Origin of the sequence: Curtobacterium sp. VKM Ac-2922, assembly GCF_022815645.1 — a bacterium.
Classification (GTDB): Bacteria; Actinomycetota; Actinomycetes; order Actinomycetales; family Microbacteriaceae; genus Curtobacterium.
Genome location: NZ_JALGRO010000012.1, coordinates 78,683 through 97,676 on the forward strand (window position 1 = coordinate 78,683; position 18,994 = coordinate 97,676).

At 72.3% G+C, this 18,994-nt stretch carries 18 protein-coding genes; 12 read left to right on the forward strand and 6 right to left on the reverse strand.

Going from position 1 to position 18,994, the window contains the following annotated elements; genetic code table 11:
• Positions 1–3 precede the first annotated feature (3 nt).
• Genes MT346_RS14340 through MT346_RS14350 form a run of 3 tightly spaced genes read left to right on the forward strand, consistent with a single transcriptional unit; the run spans position 4 to position 3,371 of the window.
• A complete protein-coding gene (locus tag MT346_RS14340) occupies positions 4–291 on the forward strand; it encodes a helix-turn-helix domain-containing protein (RefSeq protein WP_243563770.1) in 288 nt (95 codons plus the stop codon).
• A 34-nt stretch (positions 292–325) separates the two neighbouring features.
• Entirely contained in the window at positions 326–1,198 is an 873-nt protein-coding gene (locus MT346_RS14345) for a patatin-like phospholipase family protein (RefSeq protein ID WP_243563771.1), read from the forward strand.
• 28 nt (positions 1,199–1,226) lie between these two features.
• On the forward strand, positions 1,227–3,371 hold the full coding sequence (locus tag MT346_RS14350) for an alpha/beta fold hydrolase (RefSeq protein ID WP_243563772.1): 2,145 nt from the start codon (positions 1,227–1,229) through the stop codon (positions 3,369–3,371).
• A 109-nt stretch (positions 3,372–3,480) separates the two neighbouring features.
• Here the strand turns inward: MT346_RS14350 and MT346_RS14355 are convergent, their stop codons facing one another.
• Complete coding sequence (locus MT346_RS14355; protein WP_243563773.1) at positions 3,481–4,674, reverse strand: acyl-CoA dehydrogenase family protein; 1,194 nt, start codon at positions 4,672–4,674, stop codon at positions 3,481–3,483.
• 46 nt (positions 4,675–4,720) lie between these two features.
• Between MT346_RS14355 and MT346_RS14360 the strand changes: the two genes are divergently transcribed.
• Both MT346_RS14360 and MT346_RS14365 read left to right on the forward strand, forming a co-directional pair.
• Entirely contained in the window at positions 4,721–5,314 is a 594-nt protein-coding gene (locus MT346_RS14360) for a QsdR family transcriptional regulator (RefSeq protein ID WP_243563774.1), read from the forward strand.
• Positions 5,311–5,745, forward strand: coding sequence for a thioesterase family protein (locus MT346_RS14365; RefSeq protein ID WP_243563775.1), 435 nt, complete (start codon positions 5,311–5,313; stop codon positions 5,743–5,745). The genes MT346_RS14360 and MT346_RS14365 overlap by 4 nt, the downstream gene beginning before the upstream one ends.
• 216 nt (positions 5,746–5,961) lie before the next feature.
• Here the strand turns inward: MT346_RS14365 and MT346_RS14370 are convergent, their stop codons facing one another.
• Complete coding sequence (locus MT346_RS14370) at positions 5,962–6,399, reverse strand: VOC family protein (protein WP_243563776.1); 438 nt, start codon at positions 6,397–6,399, stop codon at positions 5,962–5,964.
• Positions 6,400–6,595: 196 nt separating this feature from the next.
• On the reverse strand, positions 6,596–10,075 hold the full coding sequence (locus tag MT346_RS14375; protein WP_243563777.1) for a proline dehydrogenase family protein: 3,480 nt from the start codon (positions 10,073–10,075) through the stop codon (positions 6,596–6,598).
• A gap of 83 nt (positions 10,076–10,158) precedes the next feature.
• Here MT346_RS14375 and MT346_RS14380 point away from each other — a divergent pair, with 83 nt between their 5' ends.
• The 4 genes from MT346_RS14380 (at position 10,159) to MT346_RS14395 (ending at position 14,571) form a co-directional block, all read left to right on the forward strand.
• Positions 10,159–11,070, forward strand: a complete 912-nt coding sequence (locus tag MT346_RS14380) for a LysR family transcriptional regulator (RefSeq protein WP_243563778.1) — start codon at positions 10,159–10,161, stop codon at positions 11,068–11,070.
• Between the two features lie 124 nt (positions 11,071–11,194).
• A complete protein-coding gene (locus MT346_RS14385; protein ID WP_243563779.1) occupies positions 11,195–12,100 on the forward strand; it encodes a hypothetical protein in 906 nt (301 codons plus the stop codon).
• A gap of 195 nt (positions 12,101–12,295) precedes the next feature.
• Positions 12,296–13,840, forward strand: coding sequence for a hypothetical protein (locus MT346_RS14390; RefSeq protein ID WP_243563780.1), 1,545 nt, complete (start codon positions 12,296–12,298; stop codon positions 13,838–13,840).
• A 98-nt stretch (positions 13,841–13,938) separates the two neighbouring features.
• Positions 13,939–14,571 carry an FMN-dependent NADH-azoreductase gene (locus MT346_RS14395; RefSeq protein WP_243563781.1) on the forward strand — a complete coding sequence of 211 codons (633 nt, stop codon included), beginning with the start codon at positions 13,939–13,941 and terminating at the stop codon, positions 14,569–14,571.
• 30 nt (positions 14,572–14,601) lie between these two features.
• Here MT346_RS14395 and MT346_RS14400 read toward each other — a convergent pair whose 3' ends face one another.
• A complete protein-coding gene (locus MT346_RS14400; RefSeq protein WP_243563782.1) occupies positions 14,602–15,651 on the reverse strand; it encodes an MBL fold metallo-hydrolase in 1,050 nt (349 codons plus the stop codon).
• An 84-nt stretch (positions 15,652–15,735) separates the two neighbouring features.
• Between MT346_RS14400 and MT346_RS14405 the strand changes: the two genes are divergently transcribed.
• The 3 genes from MT346_RS14405 to MT346_RS14415 all read left to right on the forward strand — a co-directional run bounded on the left by MT346_RS14405 (position 15,736) and on the right by MT346_RS14415 (position 17,191).
• Positions 15,736–16,779 (forward strand): ATP-dependent DNA ligase, encoded by a 1,044-nt coding sequence (locus tag MT346_RS14405; RefSeq protein WP_243563783.1) that lies wholly within the window; start codon positions 15,736–15,738, stop codon positions 16,777–16,779.
• Positions 16,780–16,889: 110 nt separating this feature from the next.
• Positions 16,890–17,051: a hypothetical protein gene (locus tag MT346_RS14410; protein ID WP_243563784.1), complete on the forward strand. Its 162-nt coding sequence runs from the start codon at positions 16,890–16,892 to the stop codon at positions 17,049–17,051.
• Positions 17,048–17,191, forward strand: coding sequence for a hypothetical protein (locus MT346_RS14415; protein WP_243563785.1), 144 nt, complete (start codon positions 17,048–17,050; stop codon positions 17,189–17,191). The genes MT346_RS14410 and MT346_RS14415 overlap by 4 nt, the downstream gene beginning before the upstream one ends.
• Here the strand turns inward: MT346_RS14415 and ligD are convergent.
• A complete protein-coding gene (gene ligD, locus MT346_RS14420) occupies positions 17,188–18,246 on the reverse strand; it encodes a non-homologous end-joining DNA ligase (RefSeq protein WP_243563786.1) in 1,059 nt (352 codons plus the stop codon). The two genes, MT346_RS14415 and ligD, sit on opposite strands and share 4 nt — an antisense overlap.
• 31 nt (positions 18,247–18,277) lie before the next feature.
• Positions 18,278–18,931, reverse strand: a complete 654-nt coding sequence (locus tag MT346_RS14425; RefSeq protein ID WP_243563787.1) for a G5 domain-containing protein — start codon at positions 18,929–18,931, stop codon at positions 18,278–18,280.
• Positions 18,932–18,994: the final 63 nt, after the last annotated feature.

Genomic DNA, 18,994 nt, shown 5'->3' on the forward strand with positions numbered 1-18,994 from the left:
AGGATGCGCATCAGTGACGATCCGTCGGAGCCGACCCGAGCCTCCCGTCCGGACCCACCCACCGGCACGGTGCAGACGGTCGAGAAGACCCTCGCGATCCTCGAGGTGGTGGCCGACCGCGGCGGTGCCACCGCCAAGGAGGTCGCCGAGGCGACGGGCTACCCGCTGCCGACCGCGTACCGGCTGTTGCATGCGCTGGTCAGCGCCGACTACCTGGTGCACCTGCGTGACCAGAAGCGGTTCGAGCTCGGGCAGAAGCTGCGCGCGCTGGGGGCTGCTGCCGCACGGTGACCCGGGCATCGGTGGCTCTTGGTAGACATGGTGCATGAGCCAACCTGCCACGCCAGCCGCCGGTACCCGCGCGATCGTCCTCGGAGGCGGCGGGGTCGCCGGCATCGCCTGGGAGCTCGGTGTGCTGTCCGCGTTCCAGGACGCGGGCGTCGACCTCGATGCGGCCGACCTCGTGGTGGGGACCAGTGCCGGCAGCGTCGTCGGCACGCTCCTGCGGCAGGGTGGGATCGCGGACGCCTTCGCACAGCAGAGCGCCCCGGCCCCGACCACGTACGAGGAACCCGCCCGGATCGACGCCGAGCTCGTGCAGCAGCAGATCGCGCAGGCCCTCGCCGGCGCCACCTCGGAGCAGGACGCCCGCGCGCGGCTCGGACACCTGGCGCAGCAGGTCACGACGGGTCAGACGGACGACGAGCGTGTCGAGACGTTCACCGAGATGCTGCCCTCGAGCGCGTGGCCGGAACGACCCCTCGGCGTCACCGCGATCGACGCCGTCGACGGCACCTTCCGCGTGCTGACCGCGGCCGACGGCATCCCGCTCCCCCGTGCCGTGGCGTCGAGCTGCTCGGTCCCCGTCGTGTGGTCCCCGGTCCAGATCGAGGGCCGTCCGTACATCGACGGCGGGATGCGCTCCGCGACGAACGCCGACGTCGCGGCCGGGTACGAGCGGGTCCTCGTGCTCGCCTGCGGCCCCGAGGCACCGTCGCCGCTCGGACCCTGGCTCGACCAGTCGGTCGAGGCGCTGCGCGCGGGTGGGTCGAGCGTCGAGGTCGTCGTGGCGGACAGTGCGGCGATGCAGGCCTTCGGCACGAACTCGCTCGCCCTGTCCACGCAGCGTCCGTCGGCCGAGGCCGGTCACGCGCAGGGCAGCGCCGTCGCCGAGGGGATCGCCGCGTTCTGGGCGTGAGTGCCGTCGGCCTCGCTAGCGTGGGGCCATGACGACGCCGTTCTCGGACCTCGACCAGTTCATCGCCCTGCCGCGTGTCGACGGCATCGCACTCAGCCCCGACGGTGCGCACGTCGCGCTGACCGTCAGCCTGCTCGATCCGGACCGCACCGCGTACCGGCGCGCTGTCTGGACGGTGCCGACGAGCGGTGACGCGGGTGCGCGCCGACTGACCCGGTCGGCGAAGGGCGAGGCCGGCATCGCGTTCACCCGTTCCGGCGACCTGCTGTTCGTCTCGGGCCGCCCCGACGCCGACGCGCCGGAGGGCGAAGCGGCCCAGCTCTGGCTGCTGCCCGCCGCGGGTGGCGAGGCACGTCCGGTCACCCGACTGCCGGGAGGCGCGGGTGGCGTCCTCGCGACGGCGAGCGCCAGCGACGTGGTCGCGCTCACCGCGGACCTGCTGCCGACCGCGGCCGCCGGTGACCGGGACGGTGCCGTGATGCGCGATGCCGCGCTGCGGAAGCGCCGCACGGACAAGAAGGTGCACGCGATCCTGCACGAGACGTACCCGGTCCGGTACTGGGACCACGACCTGGGCCCGGACGAGACGCACGTGCTCGGGCTCGACCTGGCCCAGTTGCGGGACGACGCGCTGGACGTCCCACCCGCGGGGACCGCCGACGGCTCCGACAACGCCGACCGCTCGGACGCCGCCGGTGCCGCGGACGCCGGTGCCGCCGGTGCCACCGACGACGCTGTGCAGCCGTACCCCGCGGCGCTGCCGACGCCGGTCGACCTCACCCCGTCCCCCGGCCGCAGCCTGGACCACGTCAGCGGCGGACTCACCCCCGACGGCCGGACCCTGGTCGTGCAGGTCGGCATCCCCGAGGCCCGCGGTGCACGAGCGGCCGTCGTGGCCATCGACGTCGCGACGGGGACGCGGACCGTGCTGTTCGCGGACCAGGGGATCGACCACGAGATGCCGAGCCTGAGCCACGACGGCACGCGGATCGCCTGGGTCCGCACCGTCAAGTCCACGCCGGCCGGTGCCCAGCCGCAGGAGGTCTGGACGGCCGAGCTCGACGGGTCGGACGCTCGTCGCATCGCGACCGACTGGGACCGCTGGCCGAGCGAGCTGGTGTTCGCACCCGACGACCAGGCGGTGCTCGCCACCGCCGACCAGGACGGCCGCGCGCCGGTCTTCCGGATCCCCCTCGACGGCGGCGCCGTCGAGCAGCTGACGGACGACGACTGGGCGTACTCGAACCTGCGCGTGTCGGCGGCGACCGGCGTGGTCGTCGCGCTGCGGGCCTCCTGGGCGGCGCCACTGCACCCGGTCCGGATCGACGCAGACGGGGTGACCCCGCTCGCGACGCCCGCTCCCCTGCCGGCGGTCCCGGGCCGTCTGGAGGACGTCGAGACGACGGCCGAGGACGGCACCCGGGTACGTGGCTGGCTCGTACTGCCGGAGGGCGACGGGCCACACCCGCTGCTGCTCTGGATCCACGGCGGACCGCTCAACTCGTGGAACCAGTGGTCGTGGCGGTGGACGCCGATGCTCGCGGCAGCGCAGGGCTACGCGGTACTGCTACCCGATCCGGCCCTGTCGACCGGGTACGGACTCGACTTCGTCAACCGGGGCTGGAACGCGTGGGGCCAGGCGCCGTACACCGACCTGATGGCGATCACCGACGCGGTCGAGGCCCGGACCGACATCGACGAGACCCGCACCGCGGCGATGGGTGGCTCGTTCGGCGGGTACATGGCGAACTGGGTCGCGGGGCACACCGACCGGTTCCGCGCGATCGTCACGCACGCCAGCCTGTGGGCGCTCGAGCAGTTCGCCGGCACCACCGACGCGTCCGAGTACTGGCAGTCGATCTTCGACGCGTCGGGCATGCGCGAGAACGACCCGCACCGGTTCGTCGCCGACATCGTGTCACCGATGCTCGTCATCCACGGCGACCACGACTACCGGGTGCCGATCGGCGAGGGGCTGCGCCTGTGGTCCGAGCTCGCCGAGCACCACGCCGCCGAGGACGGGTCGATGCCGCACCGGTTCCTGTACTTCCCGGACGAGAACCACTGGGTGCTGCAGCCCCAGCACGCGGTCATCTGGTACCAGACGGTGTTCGCGTTCCTCGGCCAGCACGTGCTCGGTGCCGAGTGGGAGCGGCCGGAGCTGCTCGGGTAGCGGTGGTGGTGGGGGGCGTGCGGCGACCCGAAACGCCGCACGCCCGGTCTGTGGGGGCTGCCCGATCCGTCGATCGGCTCGTCCGTCCGTCTCCGGGCGGACCGGGCCGTCACACGAAAGCGGCCTGACCCGTGATCGCTCGGCCGACGATGAGCGTGTTGACCTCGCGCGTTCCCTCGTACGAGTAGATCGCCTCGGAGTCCGCGAAGAACCGGGCGACGCCCTTGTCCAGCACGATGCCGTTGCCACCCTGCACCTCGCGGCACCAACCGACGGTCTCGCGCATCTTCGCCGTCGCGAACGCCTTGGCCAGCGCGGAGTGCTCGTCGCCGCCGACACCGGCATCCTGCATCGCCGAGGCCTGCGTGCACAGCGCGATCGAGGCGGTGATGTTCGCGATGGACTTCACGAGCAGGTCCTGCACGAGCTGGTGCGAGGCGATGGGCTTGCCGAACTGGATGCGGGTCTTGGCGTAGTCGAGCGCTGCCTCGTACGCACCGACGGCGATGCCGACGGCCTGCCAGGCGACCTCGGTGCGCGTCAGGCGGAGCACCTCGGCGGTGGTGCGGAACGACGTCGCGCGCTGCAGCCGGCGCGACTCGGGCACCCGGACGCCCTGCATGACGATGTCCGCGTTCTGCACGCTGCGCAGGGCGATCTTGTCCTCGATCTTGGTGGCGGTGAAGCCGGGGGTGTCGGTCGTGACCAGGAAGCCCTTGACCTGGTCGTCCGCGACGTCCTTGGCCCAGATGACGACGACGTCGGCGAAGGTGGCGTTGCCGATCCAGCGCTTCTCGCCGTCGAGCACCCACGTGTCACCCTCGCGACGCGCGGTGGTGCGCAGGCCCTTGGCGGAGTCGCTGCCCGACAGCGGCTCGGTCAGGCCGAACGCCCCGATCAGCTCGCCGGCGGCCATGCGCGGCAGCCACTCCTGCTGCTGCTCGTCGCTGCCCGCGACCGCGATGGAGTTCATCGCCAGGCCGGACTGCACGCCGATGAACGTCGCGACGCTGGCGTCGACGCGACCGAGTTCGAGCGCTGCCCACCCGCGGTACACGGCCGAGTTCTCGAACTGGCGCACCAGCGGCACACCCGGACCGTACATCCCGAGTTCAGCGAGCGGCTTGATGACCTGCATCGGGAACTCCGCGCGCGCCCAGTACCCGTCGGCGATCGGAGCGACCTCGCGCTCGAGGTACTCGCGCACCCGCCCGATCGACTCGCGCTCCTGGTCGGTCAGCTGCTGGGCGAACCCGTAGAAGTCCGACTCGAGCAGGGCAGGCAGGGCGATGGACGTTGACATACCCACTACGATGCATCATTCTGGAAAACGTTGCAAGGGGGGATCTGTGTACACGTCGGAAACCGCGCTGCGCGCCTTCCGCCAGGCGCGCCACACCTTCATCGCCGGCTCACGGATCGACATGGGCGCGTTGGCTGCCACGCTCGGCGTCGACCGGACGTCCCTGTTCCGCTGGGTGGGCAACCGTGACCGGTTGCTGTCCGAGGTGCTGTGGTCGCTCGCGGTCCCGACGCTCGACAGCGCCCGACGCTCGGCGCGGGGAACCGGGGCCGCACGCATCGTCGACGTGCTCGACCGGTTCACCGCCGACCTGATCCAGGCGCCGTACTTCCGCGTGTTCCTGACCCGAGAACCCGCACGGGCACTGCGGCTGCTCACGACGACGGACAGCGACGTGCAGAGTCGGTTCGTGCACGCGGTCACCGAGCTGGTCGCCGTGGAGCAGGAGTCGGGTACGTTCGATCCCGCGCCGCTGTCCGCTGACGAACTCGCGAGGCTGCTCGTCCGGATCTCCGAGTCCTTCACGTACGCCGACCTGATCTCGGGCGAGACCCCCGACCCCGCTCGGGCCCGGGCGACGTTCGAGTACGTGCTGCGGCCGACTGCAGCCCTGCCCCCGCCCTCGATCGGAGACCGATGACCATCGACGAGTACCCCTTCCGCCGCACCTACCCGACACGGTGGAACGACAACGACATGTTCGGCCACGTGAACAACACGATCTACTACAGCGCGATGGACAACGCCGCGACGTACTGGTTCCGTGAGCAGGCCGGCCTCGACCCGTTCTCGTCGGACTGGATCGCCGTGCTCGTGACCTCGAGCTGCCACTTCGTCGAGTCCGCGGTGTGGCCGGACGTCATCCAGGTCGGGATGCGCTCGAAGCGCCTCGGGAACACCAGCCTGTCGTGGGAGTTCGGCCTGTTCCGCCAGTCCGACGGCGCGCTGCTGGCCACGGGTGAGTTCGTCCACGTGATCATCGACCGCGAGGGTGCCCGCCGTCCGCGCCCCGTGCCGGACGCCCTGCGCACCCTGGTGACCCAGACGATGACGGTCGCCGTCGACGCCTGACGCGCGTCGCACCCCCGCGACGACATCGCGCCCCGCCCGGCCGCCCGCGTCGCACCCCCGCGACGACATCGCGCCCCGCCCGGCCGCCCGCGTCGCGCCCCCGCGACGACATCGCGCCCCGCCCGGCCGCCCGCGTCGCGCCCCCGCGACGACATCGCGCCCCGGTGCTCCGGGGCGCGATGTCCGTCCGGGGGTGCGATCCCCGACCGGCCGGGGTCAGCGGACGGCGGCGAACTCCAGGTTGATGTCGTCCGGGTCCTGCACGGACAGGATCGTCATGCCGGCGTCACCCAGCTCGGTGACCTCGCCGTGCTCGATGCCGGCGGCGTCGAGTCGCGTCGCGGCCTGGTGCAGCTCGTCGACCGATCCGAGGACGAAGCTCACGTGGTCGAGCCCGACCCGCTCGGAGTCGAACCGCTGACCCGCGGGTGCCACGGGACGCAGCCCGAACACCTGGTCACCGAGCTGGAACACGCAGCCGCCGTAGAACTTCGTGCGGTCCTCGCGGACACCCGGCTCGTCGACCTGGTCACTGAAGTCGATCACCGGGTCTGACCCGAGCAGCTGCTGGTAGAAGGCCTTGCTGCGGGCGATGTCGGTCACGGTCACGCGGACGTGGGCCAGGGCGGAGGGGCGGGCGATCGGTTCACTCATGCGTCCGACCCAACGCCCACGCGCTCCGAGCGCCCCGAGCCGACGCGGAACCCGGACACCGCCGGCCTCGGCGGCGACCAACGGCGTGCCGGACCGGCTTCGCACCCCCGCCACGACATCGCGCCCCGAGGGAACGGGGCGCGATGTCCGCACGGGGGTGCGAAACGGGGGAAGCCGCAGCAGCCCCGCCAGCGACTCAGATCAGGTCGTCCGTCAGGTGGTTCGGCGTGCCGAAGCGGTGCGCGGTGATCGACACGGCCTGCTCGCGCAGGAACGGCAGCAGCTCGATGCGCCCGGCCTCGGTCACCGGCTCGGCGTACACCGCCACGTCCGGGCGACCATCGACGGCGGCGTACAGCGCCGAGGCACCGGCAGCCAGCTCGGATGCCGAACCGCCGACCAGGCGCACGCGCGTCGACGGGCCCCCGGCGACCCGGGCGCCGAACGCCGCGTCGGACTCGGACGCGGTCACGCTGCGGACGTTCGGCAGCGCGGCGACCGCCGGCGGCACGAACCCCGCCGACGAGACGTCGATCGTGGTGCCGGCACGCAGGGCCGCGGCGACGACACGCACCAGCGCCTCGACGTCGTCCGGCAGCTCGGACGCCAGGCGGACGTGCACCCCCGGGTACGGCAGGTACCGGGCGATGTTCCGCTCGGCAGAGAGCGCCGACACGTCGGTCGCAGTGCCGAACAGCGACGTCCACGCGAGCTCGTCGGAGGCCAGCGCGCGGTCGAGCGAGGGCGACGACACCCCGGCGGCCCGCACGAAGGACGAGACGGCGGCCGACGGGGCGGAGCCCGATCGCGCTTCGGCGGACGACCACGAACCCAGGCCCACCAGGTAGTTCAGGCCGCCGGCCTTGGTGCCGGCGCCCACGGCCGACTTCTTCCACCCGCCGAACGGCTGCCGACGCACGATCGCACCGGTGATCCCGCGGTTGACGTACAGGTTGCCGGCCTCGATGCGGGACAGCCACGTGTCGATCTCGGTCGGGTCGAGCGAGTGGATGCCCGAGGTCAGGCCGTAGTCGACCTGGTTGACGATGTCGATCGCCTCGTCCAGCGTCGCGGCGCGCATCACACCGAGCACCGGGCCGAAGTACTCCGTCGTGTGGAACGCGGACCCGCGACGGACCCCACCACGGACACCCGGGCTCCACAGCCGCCCCGTGTCGTCGAGCTCGCGGGGCTGCACGGCCCACGACTCCCCCGCCCCGAGCTCCGTCAGGCCGTCGAGCAGCTTGCCCGCAGCCGGCTGCACCACCGGGCCCATCTGCGACGTCGGGTCGGACGGGTACCCGACGGTCAGCGACGACACCGCGTCGATCAGCTGGTTGTGGAACCGGCGCGAGCGTGCGACTGACCCGACGAGCACCACGAGGGACGCCGCGGAGCACTTCTGTCCCGCGTGCCCGAACGCCGAGGCGACGACGTCCTTGACGGCCAGGTCGAGGTCGGCCGACGCGGTGACGATGATGGCGTTCTTGCCCGAGGTCTCGGCCAGCAGCGGCAGGTCGTGGCGGAACGACCGGAACAGTTCGGCCGTCTCGTAGGCGCCGGTCAGGATCACCCGGTCGACCATCGGCGAGGACACCAGGGCCGTGCCCAGAGCGGACTCGTCGACGTCCACGAACGACAGGACGTCGGCCGGGGCACCCATCGCGTCGAGGGCCGTGTCGATCACCGAAGCCAGCACCGCACCACACCGGGCGGCCGGGGGCGCGGGCTTCAGCACGACGGCCGACCCGGCGGCGAGTGCGGCGAGCGTCGATCCGGCGGGGATCGCGACCGGGAAGTTCCACGGCGGCGCGACGAGCGTCAGGGCAGCGGGCGAGAACGTCGCACCGTCGACGTCGTCGAGCGACGCGGCCAGGTCGCCGTAGAAGTGCGCGAAGTCGACCGCCTCGGACACCTCGGGGTCGGCCTGGTCGATGGTCTTGCCGGTCTCGGACGCCATCACCTCGATGAGCGCCGCACGGTTCGCCTCGAGCGCGTCGCCGACGGCGTGCAGCACCGCGCCGCGCGCGGCACCGGACCAGGTCCCCCAGACGGAACCGGCGGCCCGGACCCGGCCGAGCAGGGTGTCGAGCGTCGCTGCGGAGTCGACCCGGGCCTCCCGGACGGCCGACGCGCCCAGCGTCGACGACGCGACCCGCGACGTGATCGCTGCACCCCACGAGCGGACCGCCGCGACGGACGGGTCGCTGTCGGGGGTGTTCTCGAAGTGCCCGGGGGTGGGACGGCCGACGGCCGCGTACCGGTCGGCGACACGGTGCGAGGCGGGGGCGTCCAGCCCGCCGGGTGCGGACAGCGGCTCGAGCGAGTCGCGGAACCGGGACTCCTCGCGTGCGAACAGGGACGGCGACGATGCGAGGGAGAACACCGCGGACATGAAGTTGTCCTGGGACGCGCCCTCCTCCAATCGGCGGATGAGGTACGCGATGGCGACGTCGAACTCCCCCGGATGGACGACGGGGACGTACAGCAGCAGCGACCCGACGGTCTGGCGGACGGCCTCGGCCTGCCCCTGTGCCATGCCGAGCAGCATCTCGAACTCGATGCCGTCGCGGACCCCGCGCTGCCCGGCGAGCAGCCAGGCGTGGGCGACGTCGAACAGGTTGTGACCGGCGATGCCGACCCGCACGTTCGCGATGCGCGACGGGGTGAGTGCCCAGTCGAGCACGCGCTTGTAGTTCGTGTCCGAGTCCTGCTTGGTGTGCCAGGTGGCGAGCGGCCACCCGTGCACGGACGCCTCGACCTGTTCCATCGGCAGGTTCGCGCCCTTCACCAGGCGGACCTTGATGTCGGCGCCGCCACGGGCACGGCGGGCGGCGGACCACTCCTGCAGGTGCTGCATGGCGGACAGGGCATCCGGCAGGTAGGCCTGCAGGACGATGCCGGCGGAGAGCTGCTGGAACGCGGGCTCGTCGAGCAGCTGCGTGAAGACCGCGATCGTCAGGTCGAGGTCCTTGAACTCCTCCATGTCGAGGTTGATGAACGTGTTCGGCGACGCGGCCGCGGCCCGCTCGAACAGCGGCCGGAGCTTGTCGACGATGTCCTGGACGGCCGCCTCGAACGCCCACGGCGAGTGCGGGTGCACGGTCGACGAGACCTTGATCGACACGTAGTCGACGTCGTCGCGCGCGAGCAGCTTGTGCGTGCCCTCGAGCCGACGGGCGGCTTCACGCTCGCCGAGCACGGCCTCGCCAAGCAGGTTGACGTTGAGGCGCACGCCGTCGCGCTTGATCTTCGCGATCGCGGGACCGAGCTTGGCATCGGTGGCGTCGACGATCAGGTGGCCGACCATGGTGCGCAGCACGCGTCGGGCGATGGGCACGACGACCCCCGGGAGGCCCGGTGCAAGTCCGCCACCCAGCCGCACCAGACCGCGGAGCGCGCTGGGCAGGAAGCCGGGTGCGTCCGGCGCGATCTGCTTGAGGCGGCGAGCGGCGACGCCGAGGTCCTCCGGTCGGACGACCCCGTCGACGAACCCGACGGCGAACGCCAGGCCCTTCGGGTCGGCGAGCACGCCCGCCAGCTGCTTCGCCGAACCGTCGACCGGGTACGTCTCGGCCTCGGCGAGCCACTGCCGGACCAGCGCCACGGACGCGTCGGCGAGGTCGTCGGAGGTGGTCGCGGCAGGCGCGTCGTTGCGGGGCTGGACGTCGGTCATGGGATCAGTGTGTCGCTCGGGGTTCCGGTAGCGGAAGCAACTCTTCCTGACGCTTTCCGTTCAGTTGAACTACGCTTTTGCGCATGCTCGACGTTCGACGCCTGGTCCTCCTGCGTGAGCTGTCGATCCGCGGGACCGTCGCGGCCGTTGCCGAGGCGCTCAACCTGACACCCTCGGCGGTCTCGCAGCAGCTCGGCGTGCTCGAACGCGAGGCCGGCGTGCAGCTGCTCCGCAAGGCCGGTCGGCGTCTGCAGCTCACCCCGCAGGCCGAGGTGCTGGTGGCTGCCGCGGGCGACGTGCTCGACACCCTCGAGCGCGCCCAGGCATCCGTCGAGTCGACCCTGACCACCGTGCAGGGGCGCATCCGGGTCGCCGTCTTCCAGTCGGCCGCGCTGGCCCTCATGCCGAGTGCACTGCGGACCATGGCGCTCGAGCACCCCGACGTGCGGGTCGAGATGGTCCAGCGCGAACCGGAGACCGCGTTGAACGAGACCTGGGCGCGCGACTTCGACATGGTCGTCGCCGAGCGGTACCCGGCGCACGCGGCACCACGCTTCCCCGGCCTGGACGCCCGTGACCTGACCACCGACCCGGTACGACTCGCGCTGCCCCCGGTCGAGACCGCGCTGCGGCCGGTCGACTCGCTCGCCTCGGCCGCCGGGCTGCCGTGGGTGATGGAGCCGCGCGGGGCAGCGTCACGGCACTTCGCCGAGCAGACCTGCCGCCGCGCCGGGTTCGAGCCGGACGTCCGCTACGAGACCGCCGACCTGCAGGCGCAGATCCGGTTGATCGAGTCCGGGAACGCCGTGGCGCTGATGCCCGACCTGGTCTGGGCGGGCAGGTCCACCAGCTGTCGACTGCTCGAGCTCCCGGTGCCGGCTCGACGCACGATCTTCACCGCGCAACGCCTGGCGAGCGCGGACTCCCCGGCCGTGTCGACGTTCCGCGACGCCCTCGAGCGGGCGGCCTCCATGTCGGGAAACGCCCGATCCTGACACTGTCCGCGATAACGGAATCGTGACCCTGACCAGCGGTTTCCGTGTCCGTCGAAGTCCTACGATCGGACCGCAGCACCGACCCGCGTGCTCGATCTCGGATCTCGTTCCTCGGGGGGACACCTTGTTCACGACCACCACTCACTCGCTCCGTCGCTGCACGGTCACCACGGCCGTCCTGGTCGCCGTCGGAGCGACCACGCTCGGCTTCGGAGCGACCGCGGCGAACGCCGACACCGCGGCGCCCAGCACCACGGTCACCGTCGTGCCGGCTCCCGCGCACGCCGCTCCGCCCGCCGCCGACACCGCCGCCGCCGCCGCGACGACGACGGGCACGGACACGGACCGCGCAGCCGCGTCGACGCCGACGCCGACACCGACGGCCGACGCGACACCCACCGCGACCCCCACCACGCTGCCGGAACCCGCAGCGACGCCGGTGGCCGTGTCGACGGGGGCACCGGCCGCACCGACGGCGACGCCCGCCGCGACCGAGGCCGCCACGGCGTTGGTGGTGGTGGTCCGTGGGCAGGGCACCGCGACGACCGCGCCGACCTGGTCGATCGCTGCGGACGGCACGGTGACGTACAGCGACTCCTCGGAGGTCCAGTCGGGCGACCCCGCCACGCCGATCCGCGTGCGTCAGGACGGGTCGCTCGAACTCGACGCGCTCGGGTTCGACCAGCAGGGCAACGTCGTCCCGGGGCTCGACGACCTGACCTGGTCGTCGTCGGTGGGAGGCGACACGTTCACGCCGACCACCAGCACCGACGCGGTCACGCTGCGCTTCGCGCACGCCAGCACCCACGTCATCACGGCCCGTTCCGGATCGCTCACCCGGACCTTCTCGGTCGAGGTCGACCCGCTGACCGCAGCGGCGCCGACGGCCGGCTCGACGACACGGCGTACCCCGACCGGCCAGCTGGCCTTCACGGGAGCCGACGAGACCGGGCCGCTCGCCTGGGCGCTCGGACTGCTCGGAGCCGGCGGCATGCTGCTGCTGCACCGCCTGCGTCGCCGCCGCGCCTGACCGGTTCCCGCACCGGAGCACGCCGATCGGCGCCTGCTCCGGGGCGCGGGAGCGCACAGACCCCCAACCCGGGTCACAATCCGCGCCGCCGCCATCGAGTCGACCGCGTTACCCGCTACGCTCCGATCACGCCGGAGATTCTCGGCTGATTCTTATGATCCGGCATCCGACCGGACCTGACCCCTGGGGGAACCCGTGCACCGCAGCACCTCCGGAGTCCGACGCGCCTGCGCCGTCGGCACCACCATCGCACTCATCGGCCTGACGACCGGCCTCGGCGTCTTCGCGGCCAGCTCGGCCTCGGCCGCGGAACCGGTCACCTCGACCGCACCGGCCGACGCCGGCACGACCGACGTCACCACCGACCCGACGACCGGGACCACCGGCACCGACACGGCCGGCACGAGCACGACCGATGCCGGCACCGGCACGGACACCACCGGCAACGGCACCAGCTCGGGCCCTGGCACCGGCACCACCGACGGCTCGGCCACGCCGACCAGCACCCCGACGCCGACGGCGCCGGCGACCAGCACGCCGAAGGCCACCGCGCCGACGACGACCACCGCGCCGACGAAGACCTCGAAGGCAGCCCGCGCCTCGTCGTCAGCGGCGACGATCGTCGGCGAGGCGAAGGTCGGCGAGACCCTGCGCGTCGACGCCCCCGAGCTGAGCGGTACCTACACCTACGCGTGGTCCACCGACGACGGGGTGACCGTCGCGTCCGACAAGAGCTCGTACCCGGTGACCTCGGCCGACCTCGGCAAGCGCATCAGCGTCGTCGTCACCGACTCGGCCGGGGACATCGCCACCGCGACGACCGCCGACGCCGTCACCGAGGACGTCGCGTTCGCCGACACCACGACGGCCGACGCCCCGCGCACCATCGAGGTCACCGCCGGTGACACGGTGGACGAGACCTTCACCGTGGCCAAGGGCAGCGGCGACGTCACGTACGCGCTCGGCTACACGGACCCGGACAGCGTCGACCCGGACAACGACACCCCGGACTCGTACCTGCCGTTCGAAGCCACCTTCGACCCCGCGACCGCGACCCTGTCCGGCACGCTGATCAGCGCCGGCACGTACGACTTCACGGTCGTCGCCAGCAACGGCACCTCGGATGCGACCGAGTACGTCGAGGTCACCGTCGACCCGGCCGCAGCCGTGGGGATCATGGCCGCGGCGACCGACCGGTCGAACGAGGACAGCTTCGACGGCGTGCACCCGACCAACGCCTGGATCATCGAGCCCGACGGGCACATCGTCACCATCTCGTTCCCGGCGGACCTCGACCAGGAACCGACCTTCACCGACGGCGGACAGCCCACCGTCAAGCAGGGCGCCTCGCTCTGGGTGAACGGCTCGCCGGTCGACCAGTACGGCAACGACACGACGCAGTACGACGACGAGGGCAACGCCCCGCAGCCGACCGTCACGAGCAGCTACGCCACGGACCAGATCGCGTTCGACGAGGACTCCTTCGCCACGAAGGTGACCTTCCCGCACGCCTCGACCCACGTGCTGACGGTGGCCGAGGACGCACTCTCGGTGTCCTTCCCGGTCACGGTCGTCCCGACCGTCGCGCCGGTCGCCGCGGTCACCCCGACCACGCCGAAGGGCCAGCTCGCCTTCACCGGCTCGGACACCACGGACGCGCTGCCGTGGGGCATCGCGATGCTCGCCGCGGGCGCCGGCCTGATCGGCTTCCGCACGTTCCGCCGCCGCACCCAGCGCTAGCCGGGAGGCCCGTCACGGCCCCGCCAGCCCCGTCACCGGGGTCGGCGGGGCCGTTTCGTTCCCCGCCCGCACCCCGTCGCGTCGGTAGCGTTGGCCACATGCCCACCCTGCTGCACATCGACTCGTCCGCCGACCTCGCGCACTCCCGCTCGCGCGCCCTGACCGCCGCGTTCGCCGACGCCTGGCACGCCCGGGGTCCGGAGTACACGGTGGTGCGCCGCGATCTGCACACATCGCCGCTGCCGCACCTGGAGACCTCCGCGCTGCACTGGGCCGCCACGGACCGCACCGCCGAGGAGTCCGTGGACCCGTCCGCCGAAGCGCTGCGCCAGCAGGTCATCGACGAGCTGCTCGCCGCCGACGCCGTGGTGATCGGTGCCCCGCTGTACAACTACACGGTGCCGTCCACCCTCAAGGCGTGGATCGACCGGGTCCACGTCCCGGGTGTGCTGGCCGGTGACGTGCAGCCGCTCGCCGGACGCCCCGTCGTGACCGTCGTCAGCCGCGGTGGCACCTACGACGCCGGCACGCCGACCGAGCACTGGGACCACGGGTCGCCCGTGCTCGAGCTCATCCTGGCCAGCGCCCTGGGGATGCGGCAGTACCCCGTCACCGTGAGTGCCACGCTCGCCGACCGCCTGCCCGACCTGGCGCCCCTCGCCGACCACGCCGCGGCCGAGTTCCACGACGCGAAGACCACGCTCGAACGGCTCGCCACCACGGTCGTCTGACGGAAGCGGCCCGCCAGCAGCGGAACCCGATCAGGCGGGGCGGATCTCGTCCGCACGACCCAGCAGGTCGGCGTGGAACGCGGTCTGCGTCAGGGCACTCGCCAGCAGGAACCCGGACATGGACTCGATCCCGCCGCTGAACGGCACGCGCGAGGCGACCTCGAACAGCGTCGGTGCGTCCAGCACGTCGAGGGCCGCGGCGACGTGCCGGCTGCGCTCCTCGCGGTGCCGTGCCAGCGTCCGGGCCCGGGTGACCACGTCGCTGAACCGGTACTCGTGCCCGGGGCAGACCTCGAGCTCGGCGTACGCGTCGAGCCGAGCCAGGGACGCCAGGTAGTCGCCGAGGGGGTTCGTGTCCGTGCGGCCGCCCAGCCCGATGCCCGAGTTGATCCGCGGCAGCACGTGGTCGCCGGTGAACAACAGCCCGTCCTGCTGGTCCACGAAGGACAGGTGTCCCGCCGTGTGCCCCGGGGTCCACAGCGCCCGGATCGTCCGACCAGCCACGGGCAGCACGTCGCCGTCGTCGAGCAGGACGTCGGCGAACGGTCGCTCGGTCGCGCCGAGGCCCATCCGCCGGCCGGTGCCCCAGGCAGCGCTGACGCCGGCGCGCAGGTCGTCCGGGATCCCCCACGTGGCGATGTCCGTCTCGTGCCGCTCGGCGTCGACGCGTTCGTCGTCGAGCGCCCGGACCTCGAGCCCGTGCATCGCCACCTGCGCCCCGGACGCCCGACGGAGTGCCGCAGCGGCTCCGAGGTGGTCGGCGTGCAGGTGGGTGACGACGACGTGTCCGACGTCCGACACCGCGCGACCCATCGCCGCCAACCCGGCGGACAGCACGTCGAGCGAGCCGTCCTCGTCCCAGCCCGGGTCGATGACGGTGAGCACGCCGTCCGAGCCCTCGACCACGTACACCAGCGTGGCGTCGGGCACGCCGAACCGGAACGGGACCGCAACGGTCCAGATGCCCGGACGCACCTGTTCGACGGGCGGCAGGACCCCGTCGGCGAGCGCGCGGGCCTGCACGGGACTGACGGGTGCCGGAGGCGCGGCTGCGGGCGGCGGGGACGGAACGGTCGACACCCGGCCACCCTAACCAGGCGACCGTCGTCGCCGCGGCGATCCGATCCTCCAGTCCGGCCTGCCGCAGGCGGGTAGACAGGGCGCATGGAGATCGCACCGATGCTCGCCAAGGCCGTCGCCGACGTCCCCGAACCCGACAGCGTGCCCGGTGGGCTGCGCTACGAACCGAAGTGGGACGGGTTCCGCGGGATCGTGACCGTCGACGGCGACGACGTCGCGATCGGCAGCCGGGGTGCGAAGCCGTTGACGCGGTACTTCCCCGAGCTGGTCGACGCGTTCCGCGCGCAGTTCGGTGGTCGGGACCACCCGGTCGTGCTCGACGGCGAGGTGGTGCTGCGGACCGGCGAACCCGGGCACGAGCGGCTGGACTGGGAGGCCCTGTCGCAGCGGATCCACCCCGCCGCGTCTCGCATCACCAAGCTCAGCGCGGAGACCCCGGCGCAGTTCGTCGCGTTCGACCTGTTGGCGGCGGACGGGTCCGAGCTGGTCGACCTGCCGTTCGACGAGCGTCGCGAACGCCTCGAGGCGCTGGCGAGCGACTTCGCCGATCCGCTGTTCGTCACGCGCACGACCCTCGACGTCGACCAGGCGCGCGCGTGGCTCGAGACGTTCGAGGGGGCCGGGCTCGACGGGGTCGTCGCGAAGCCGCGGACGCGCCCCTACGAGCCCGGCAAGCGCACGATGCTCAAGATCAAGCACCACCGCACCGCCGACGTCGTCGCGATCGGGTACCGCGTGCACAAGAGCGGCAGCGGGGTCGGGTCGCTGCTGGTCGGGCTGTACGGCGACGACGGCGAGCTCCGCCAGGTGGGGGGCGTGTCGGCGTTCTCCGACGAACGGCGGCTCGCGTTGGTCGACGAACTCGACGCAGCGGTGGTCCGCGATGCGGACGGGAGGCCCGTCACCGGCGCCGGAGAACGGTCGCGGTTCGCGTCGGGTCGCGACACGTCGTTCGTCCGGCTGGAGCCGACGGTGGTGCTCGAGGTGCGGTACGACCAGATGGAGGGCGATCGGTTCCGGCACACCGTGCAGTTCGAACGGTGGCGCCCGGATCGCGACGCCGCGTCGTGCGGGTTCGACCAGCTCGAGGTTCCGAGCGCGTACGACCTCCGGAAAGTGCTGTCCTGACCCCAGTTCGTGTCCGTTTCTCGAATCTAGTTAGACAAACTAGTGACCCCGTGGAACGATCGATCCATCGGCACCACGGACGAGTGTCGACCGGATCGGAGCGGATCGACATGAGCCACGCAACCCTCGTTCGACACTCGCAGCGGCACCCCTTCACCGAGGTGCGCGAAGCGCGGCACCAGCGGGCACTGCAGATCAGTGCGGTCATCAGCGGCATCGTCGGTGTGACCGCGACGGCCCTCGCGCTCGTCACGATGGGACTCGGCGCATGATCGTCGTCGACGGCATCTCCCCCGCCAACCGCGGCACGTGGTCGCGGCTGAACCGGCTGCACACCGCCACGGTCGACCTGCCGACGCACACCAAGCGCGTCGACGACTCCGACCGTCGTCCGGACCGCCCGACGCTCTAGTCGGCTGCCGGCTGGTCCGCTGCCGGCTGTTCCGTCGCTGGCCGCTTCGCCCGCGAGGGCTGGACGCGCGGCGGTTCGCCCGGCATCTTCGGGAAGTCCGGCGGGAAGGGCAGCTCCCCCAGTCCGTTCTCCAGGTCCCGCTCCCACCATGCCAGCAGTGGCGCGATCGACCCGGGCTGCTCCCCCATGGTCTCCCACGGGTCGCCGTGCTCGCGCAGACGACCGGGCACCGTCAGCACCGTGAAGGTCGTCGGGTCGGCATCTGCGAGCTCTTCCCACCGGATCGGCGTCGACACCGCGGCGTGCGCCAGGGCACGCGGGCTGTACGCGCCGGCCATCGTGCGGTCGCGGTTCGCCTGGTTGAAGTCGACGAAGACGCGCTGTCCGCGCTCCTCCTTCCACCACGCGGTCGTGACATGGTCGGGCATCCGCCGTTCGAGTTCGCGGGCTGCTGCGATCACGGCATGACGGACGTCGAGGAACTCGTGCTCGGGCACGATCGGGGCGAACACGTGCAGGCCGCGGTTGCCGCTCGTCTTGATCCACGCGGTCAGACCGACCTCGTCCAGCACCGTCCGCAGTGCTTCGGCCGCGGGGACGGCGTCGTGGAAGTCGGTTCCCGGCTGCGGGTCCAGGTCGATGCGGAGCTGGTCCGGATGGTCGCTGTCCGCGGCGCGCGAGGCCCACGGGTGGAACACGACGGTGTTCATCTGCGCTGCCCACACCGCCACGGCCGGCTCGTCGAGCACCAGCTGCGGGTGCTTCCGACCGCTCGGGTAGGTCACCGTCACCGAGCGCACGTACTCGGGGGCACCCTTGGGCGGGTTCTTCGAGAAGAACTGCTCGCCGTCGACCCCGCCCGGGAACCGTTGCAGGGACAGGGGGCGGTCGCCGTTCGCGCGGACGAACGGGCCGCCCACGTCGACCAGGTACTGCGCCAGGTCGAGCTTGGTGATGCCCGCGTCCGGCCACAGCACGCGCGATGGACTGCTGATCCGGACCTCGCGGTCGCCGTCCGGGCCGGGCACCGTCAGCGTCGTCGCTTCACTCGCCATGCTGGGCACCGTACTCGGCGCCGCCCGAGGATCACATCGTGTTCCAGTGCAGGTGGCCGTTCGCGTCCGGCCCCTTGCCGCCGCACTGGTAGGACCGGCCGTTGGCGGCCTGCGCGACGGACCCGCTCTGCGCGTCGGCGCAGAACGCTCCCGGGGTGATCGCGGCGGGAGCCGGCGCGGCGGGGGCTTGCTGCGCCGGGGCAGCCTGTTCCACGGGCGCGGGTGCGGGTACCGGCGCGACGTACGAACCGATCGCGGTGACCTCGGCGACCGGAGGCGTCGTGACCGCCTTGTCGACCTCGTCGCGCGCCGTCTCGACACCGTCGGTCGTCGTGATGCGCCAGGTGGCGGTCAGTTCGCCGTCGACGCCGGTGGTCCGCAGCTGGGTCTGCCCCTTCGGCAGAGCCGGGTCGTCCACGGTGGTGCGCTCGAACGGCACCGGCGAGACGGTCGTCGCCTCGGAGACGGTGACCACCGGAGTGGGAGTGGGCGTGGGAGTGGGCGTCGGGGACGGTGCGTGCGTTGCGTCGACGGCAGCGACCTGGTGCGACTGGGACGGCCCGGCCGCCGTCGCGACGGCACCGACCACGGCTCCCGCGGTCCCGACGCCCCCGATCCACAGCAGGCCGGCGACGACGACCACCACGGTCGCCTTGGTCTTCGTTGTCAGTGCTGCCCAGCGCATCCCTGGTTCCTCTCGATCGCCTCAACCATGAGGGATGCTCCGTCTCCGCCCCACCCCCAGTGC

Excerpts from the sequence above, each read along its gene's own strand:
- MT346_RS14340 (WP_243563770.1), top strand. The coding sequence starts at position 4 with ATGCGCATCAGTGACGATCCGTCGGAGCCGACCCGAGCCTCCCGTCCG.
- MT346_RS14345 (WP_243563771.1), top strand. The coding sequence starts at position 326 with ATGAGCCAACCTGCCACGCCAGCCGCCGGTACCCGCGCGATCGTCCTC.
- MT346_RS14350 (WP_243563772.1), top strand. The coding sequence starts at position 1,227 with ATGACGACGCCGTTCTCGGACCTCGACCAGTTCATCGCCCTGCCGCGT.
- MT346_RS14355 (WP_243563773.1), bottom strand. The coding sequence starts at position 4,674 with ATGTCAACGTCCATCGCCCTGCCTGCCCTGCTCGAGTCGGACTTCTAC.
- MT346_RS14365 (WP_243563775.1), top strand. The coding sequence starts at position 5,311 with ATGACCATCGACGAGTACCCCTTCCGCCGCACCTACCCGACACGGTGG.
- MT346_RS14370 (WP_243563776.1), bottom strand. The coding sequence starts at position 6,399 with ATGAGTGAACCGATCGCCCGCCCCTCCGCCCTGGCCCACGTCCGCGTG.
- MT346_RS14375 (WP_243563777.1), bottom strand. The coding sequence starts at position 10,075 with ATGACCGACGTCCAGCCCCGCAACGACGCGCCTGCCGCGACCACCTCC.
- MT346_RS14380 (WP_243563778.1), top strand. The coding sequence starts at position 10,159 with ATGCTCGACGTTCGACGCCTGGTCCTCCTGCGTGAGCTGTCGATCCGC.
- MT346_RS14395 (WP_243563781.1), top strand. The coding sequence starts at position 13,939 with ATGCCCACCCTGCTGCACATCGACTCGTCCGCCGACCTCGCGCACTCC.
- MT346_RS14405 (WP_243563783.1), top strand. The coding sequence starts at position 15,736 with ATGGAGATCGCACCGATGCTCGCCAAGGCCGTCGCCGACGTCCCCGAA.
- MT346_RS14410 (WP_243563784.1), top strand. The coding sequence starts at position 16,890 with ATGAGCCACGCAACCCTCGTTCGACACTCGCAGCGGCACCCCTTCACC.
- MT346_RS14415 (WP_243563785.1), top strand. The coding sequence starts at position 17,048 with ATGATCGTCGTCGACGGCATCTCCCCCGCCAACCGCGGCACGTGGTCG.
- ligD (WP_243563786.1), bottom strand. The coding sequence starts at position 18,246 with ATGGCGAGTGAAGCGACGACGCTGACGGTGCCCGGCCCGGACGGCGAC.
- MT346_RS14425 (WP_243563787.1), bottom strand. The coding sequence starts at position 18,931 with ATGCGCTGGGCAGCACTGACAACGAAGACCAAGGCGACCGTGGTGGTC.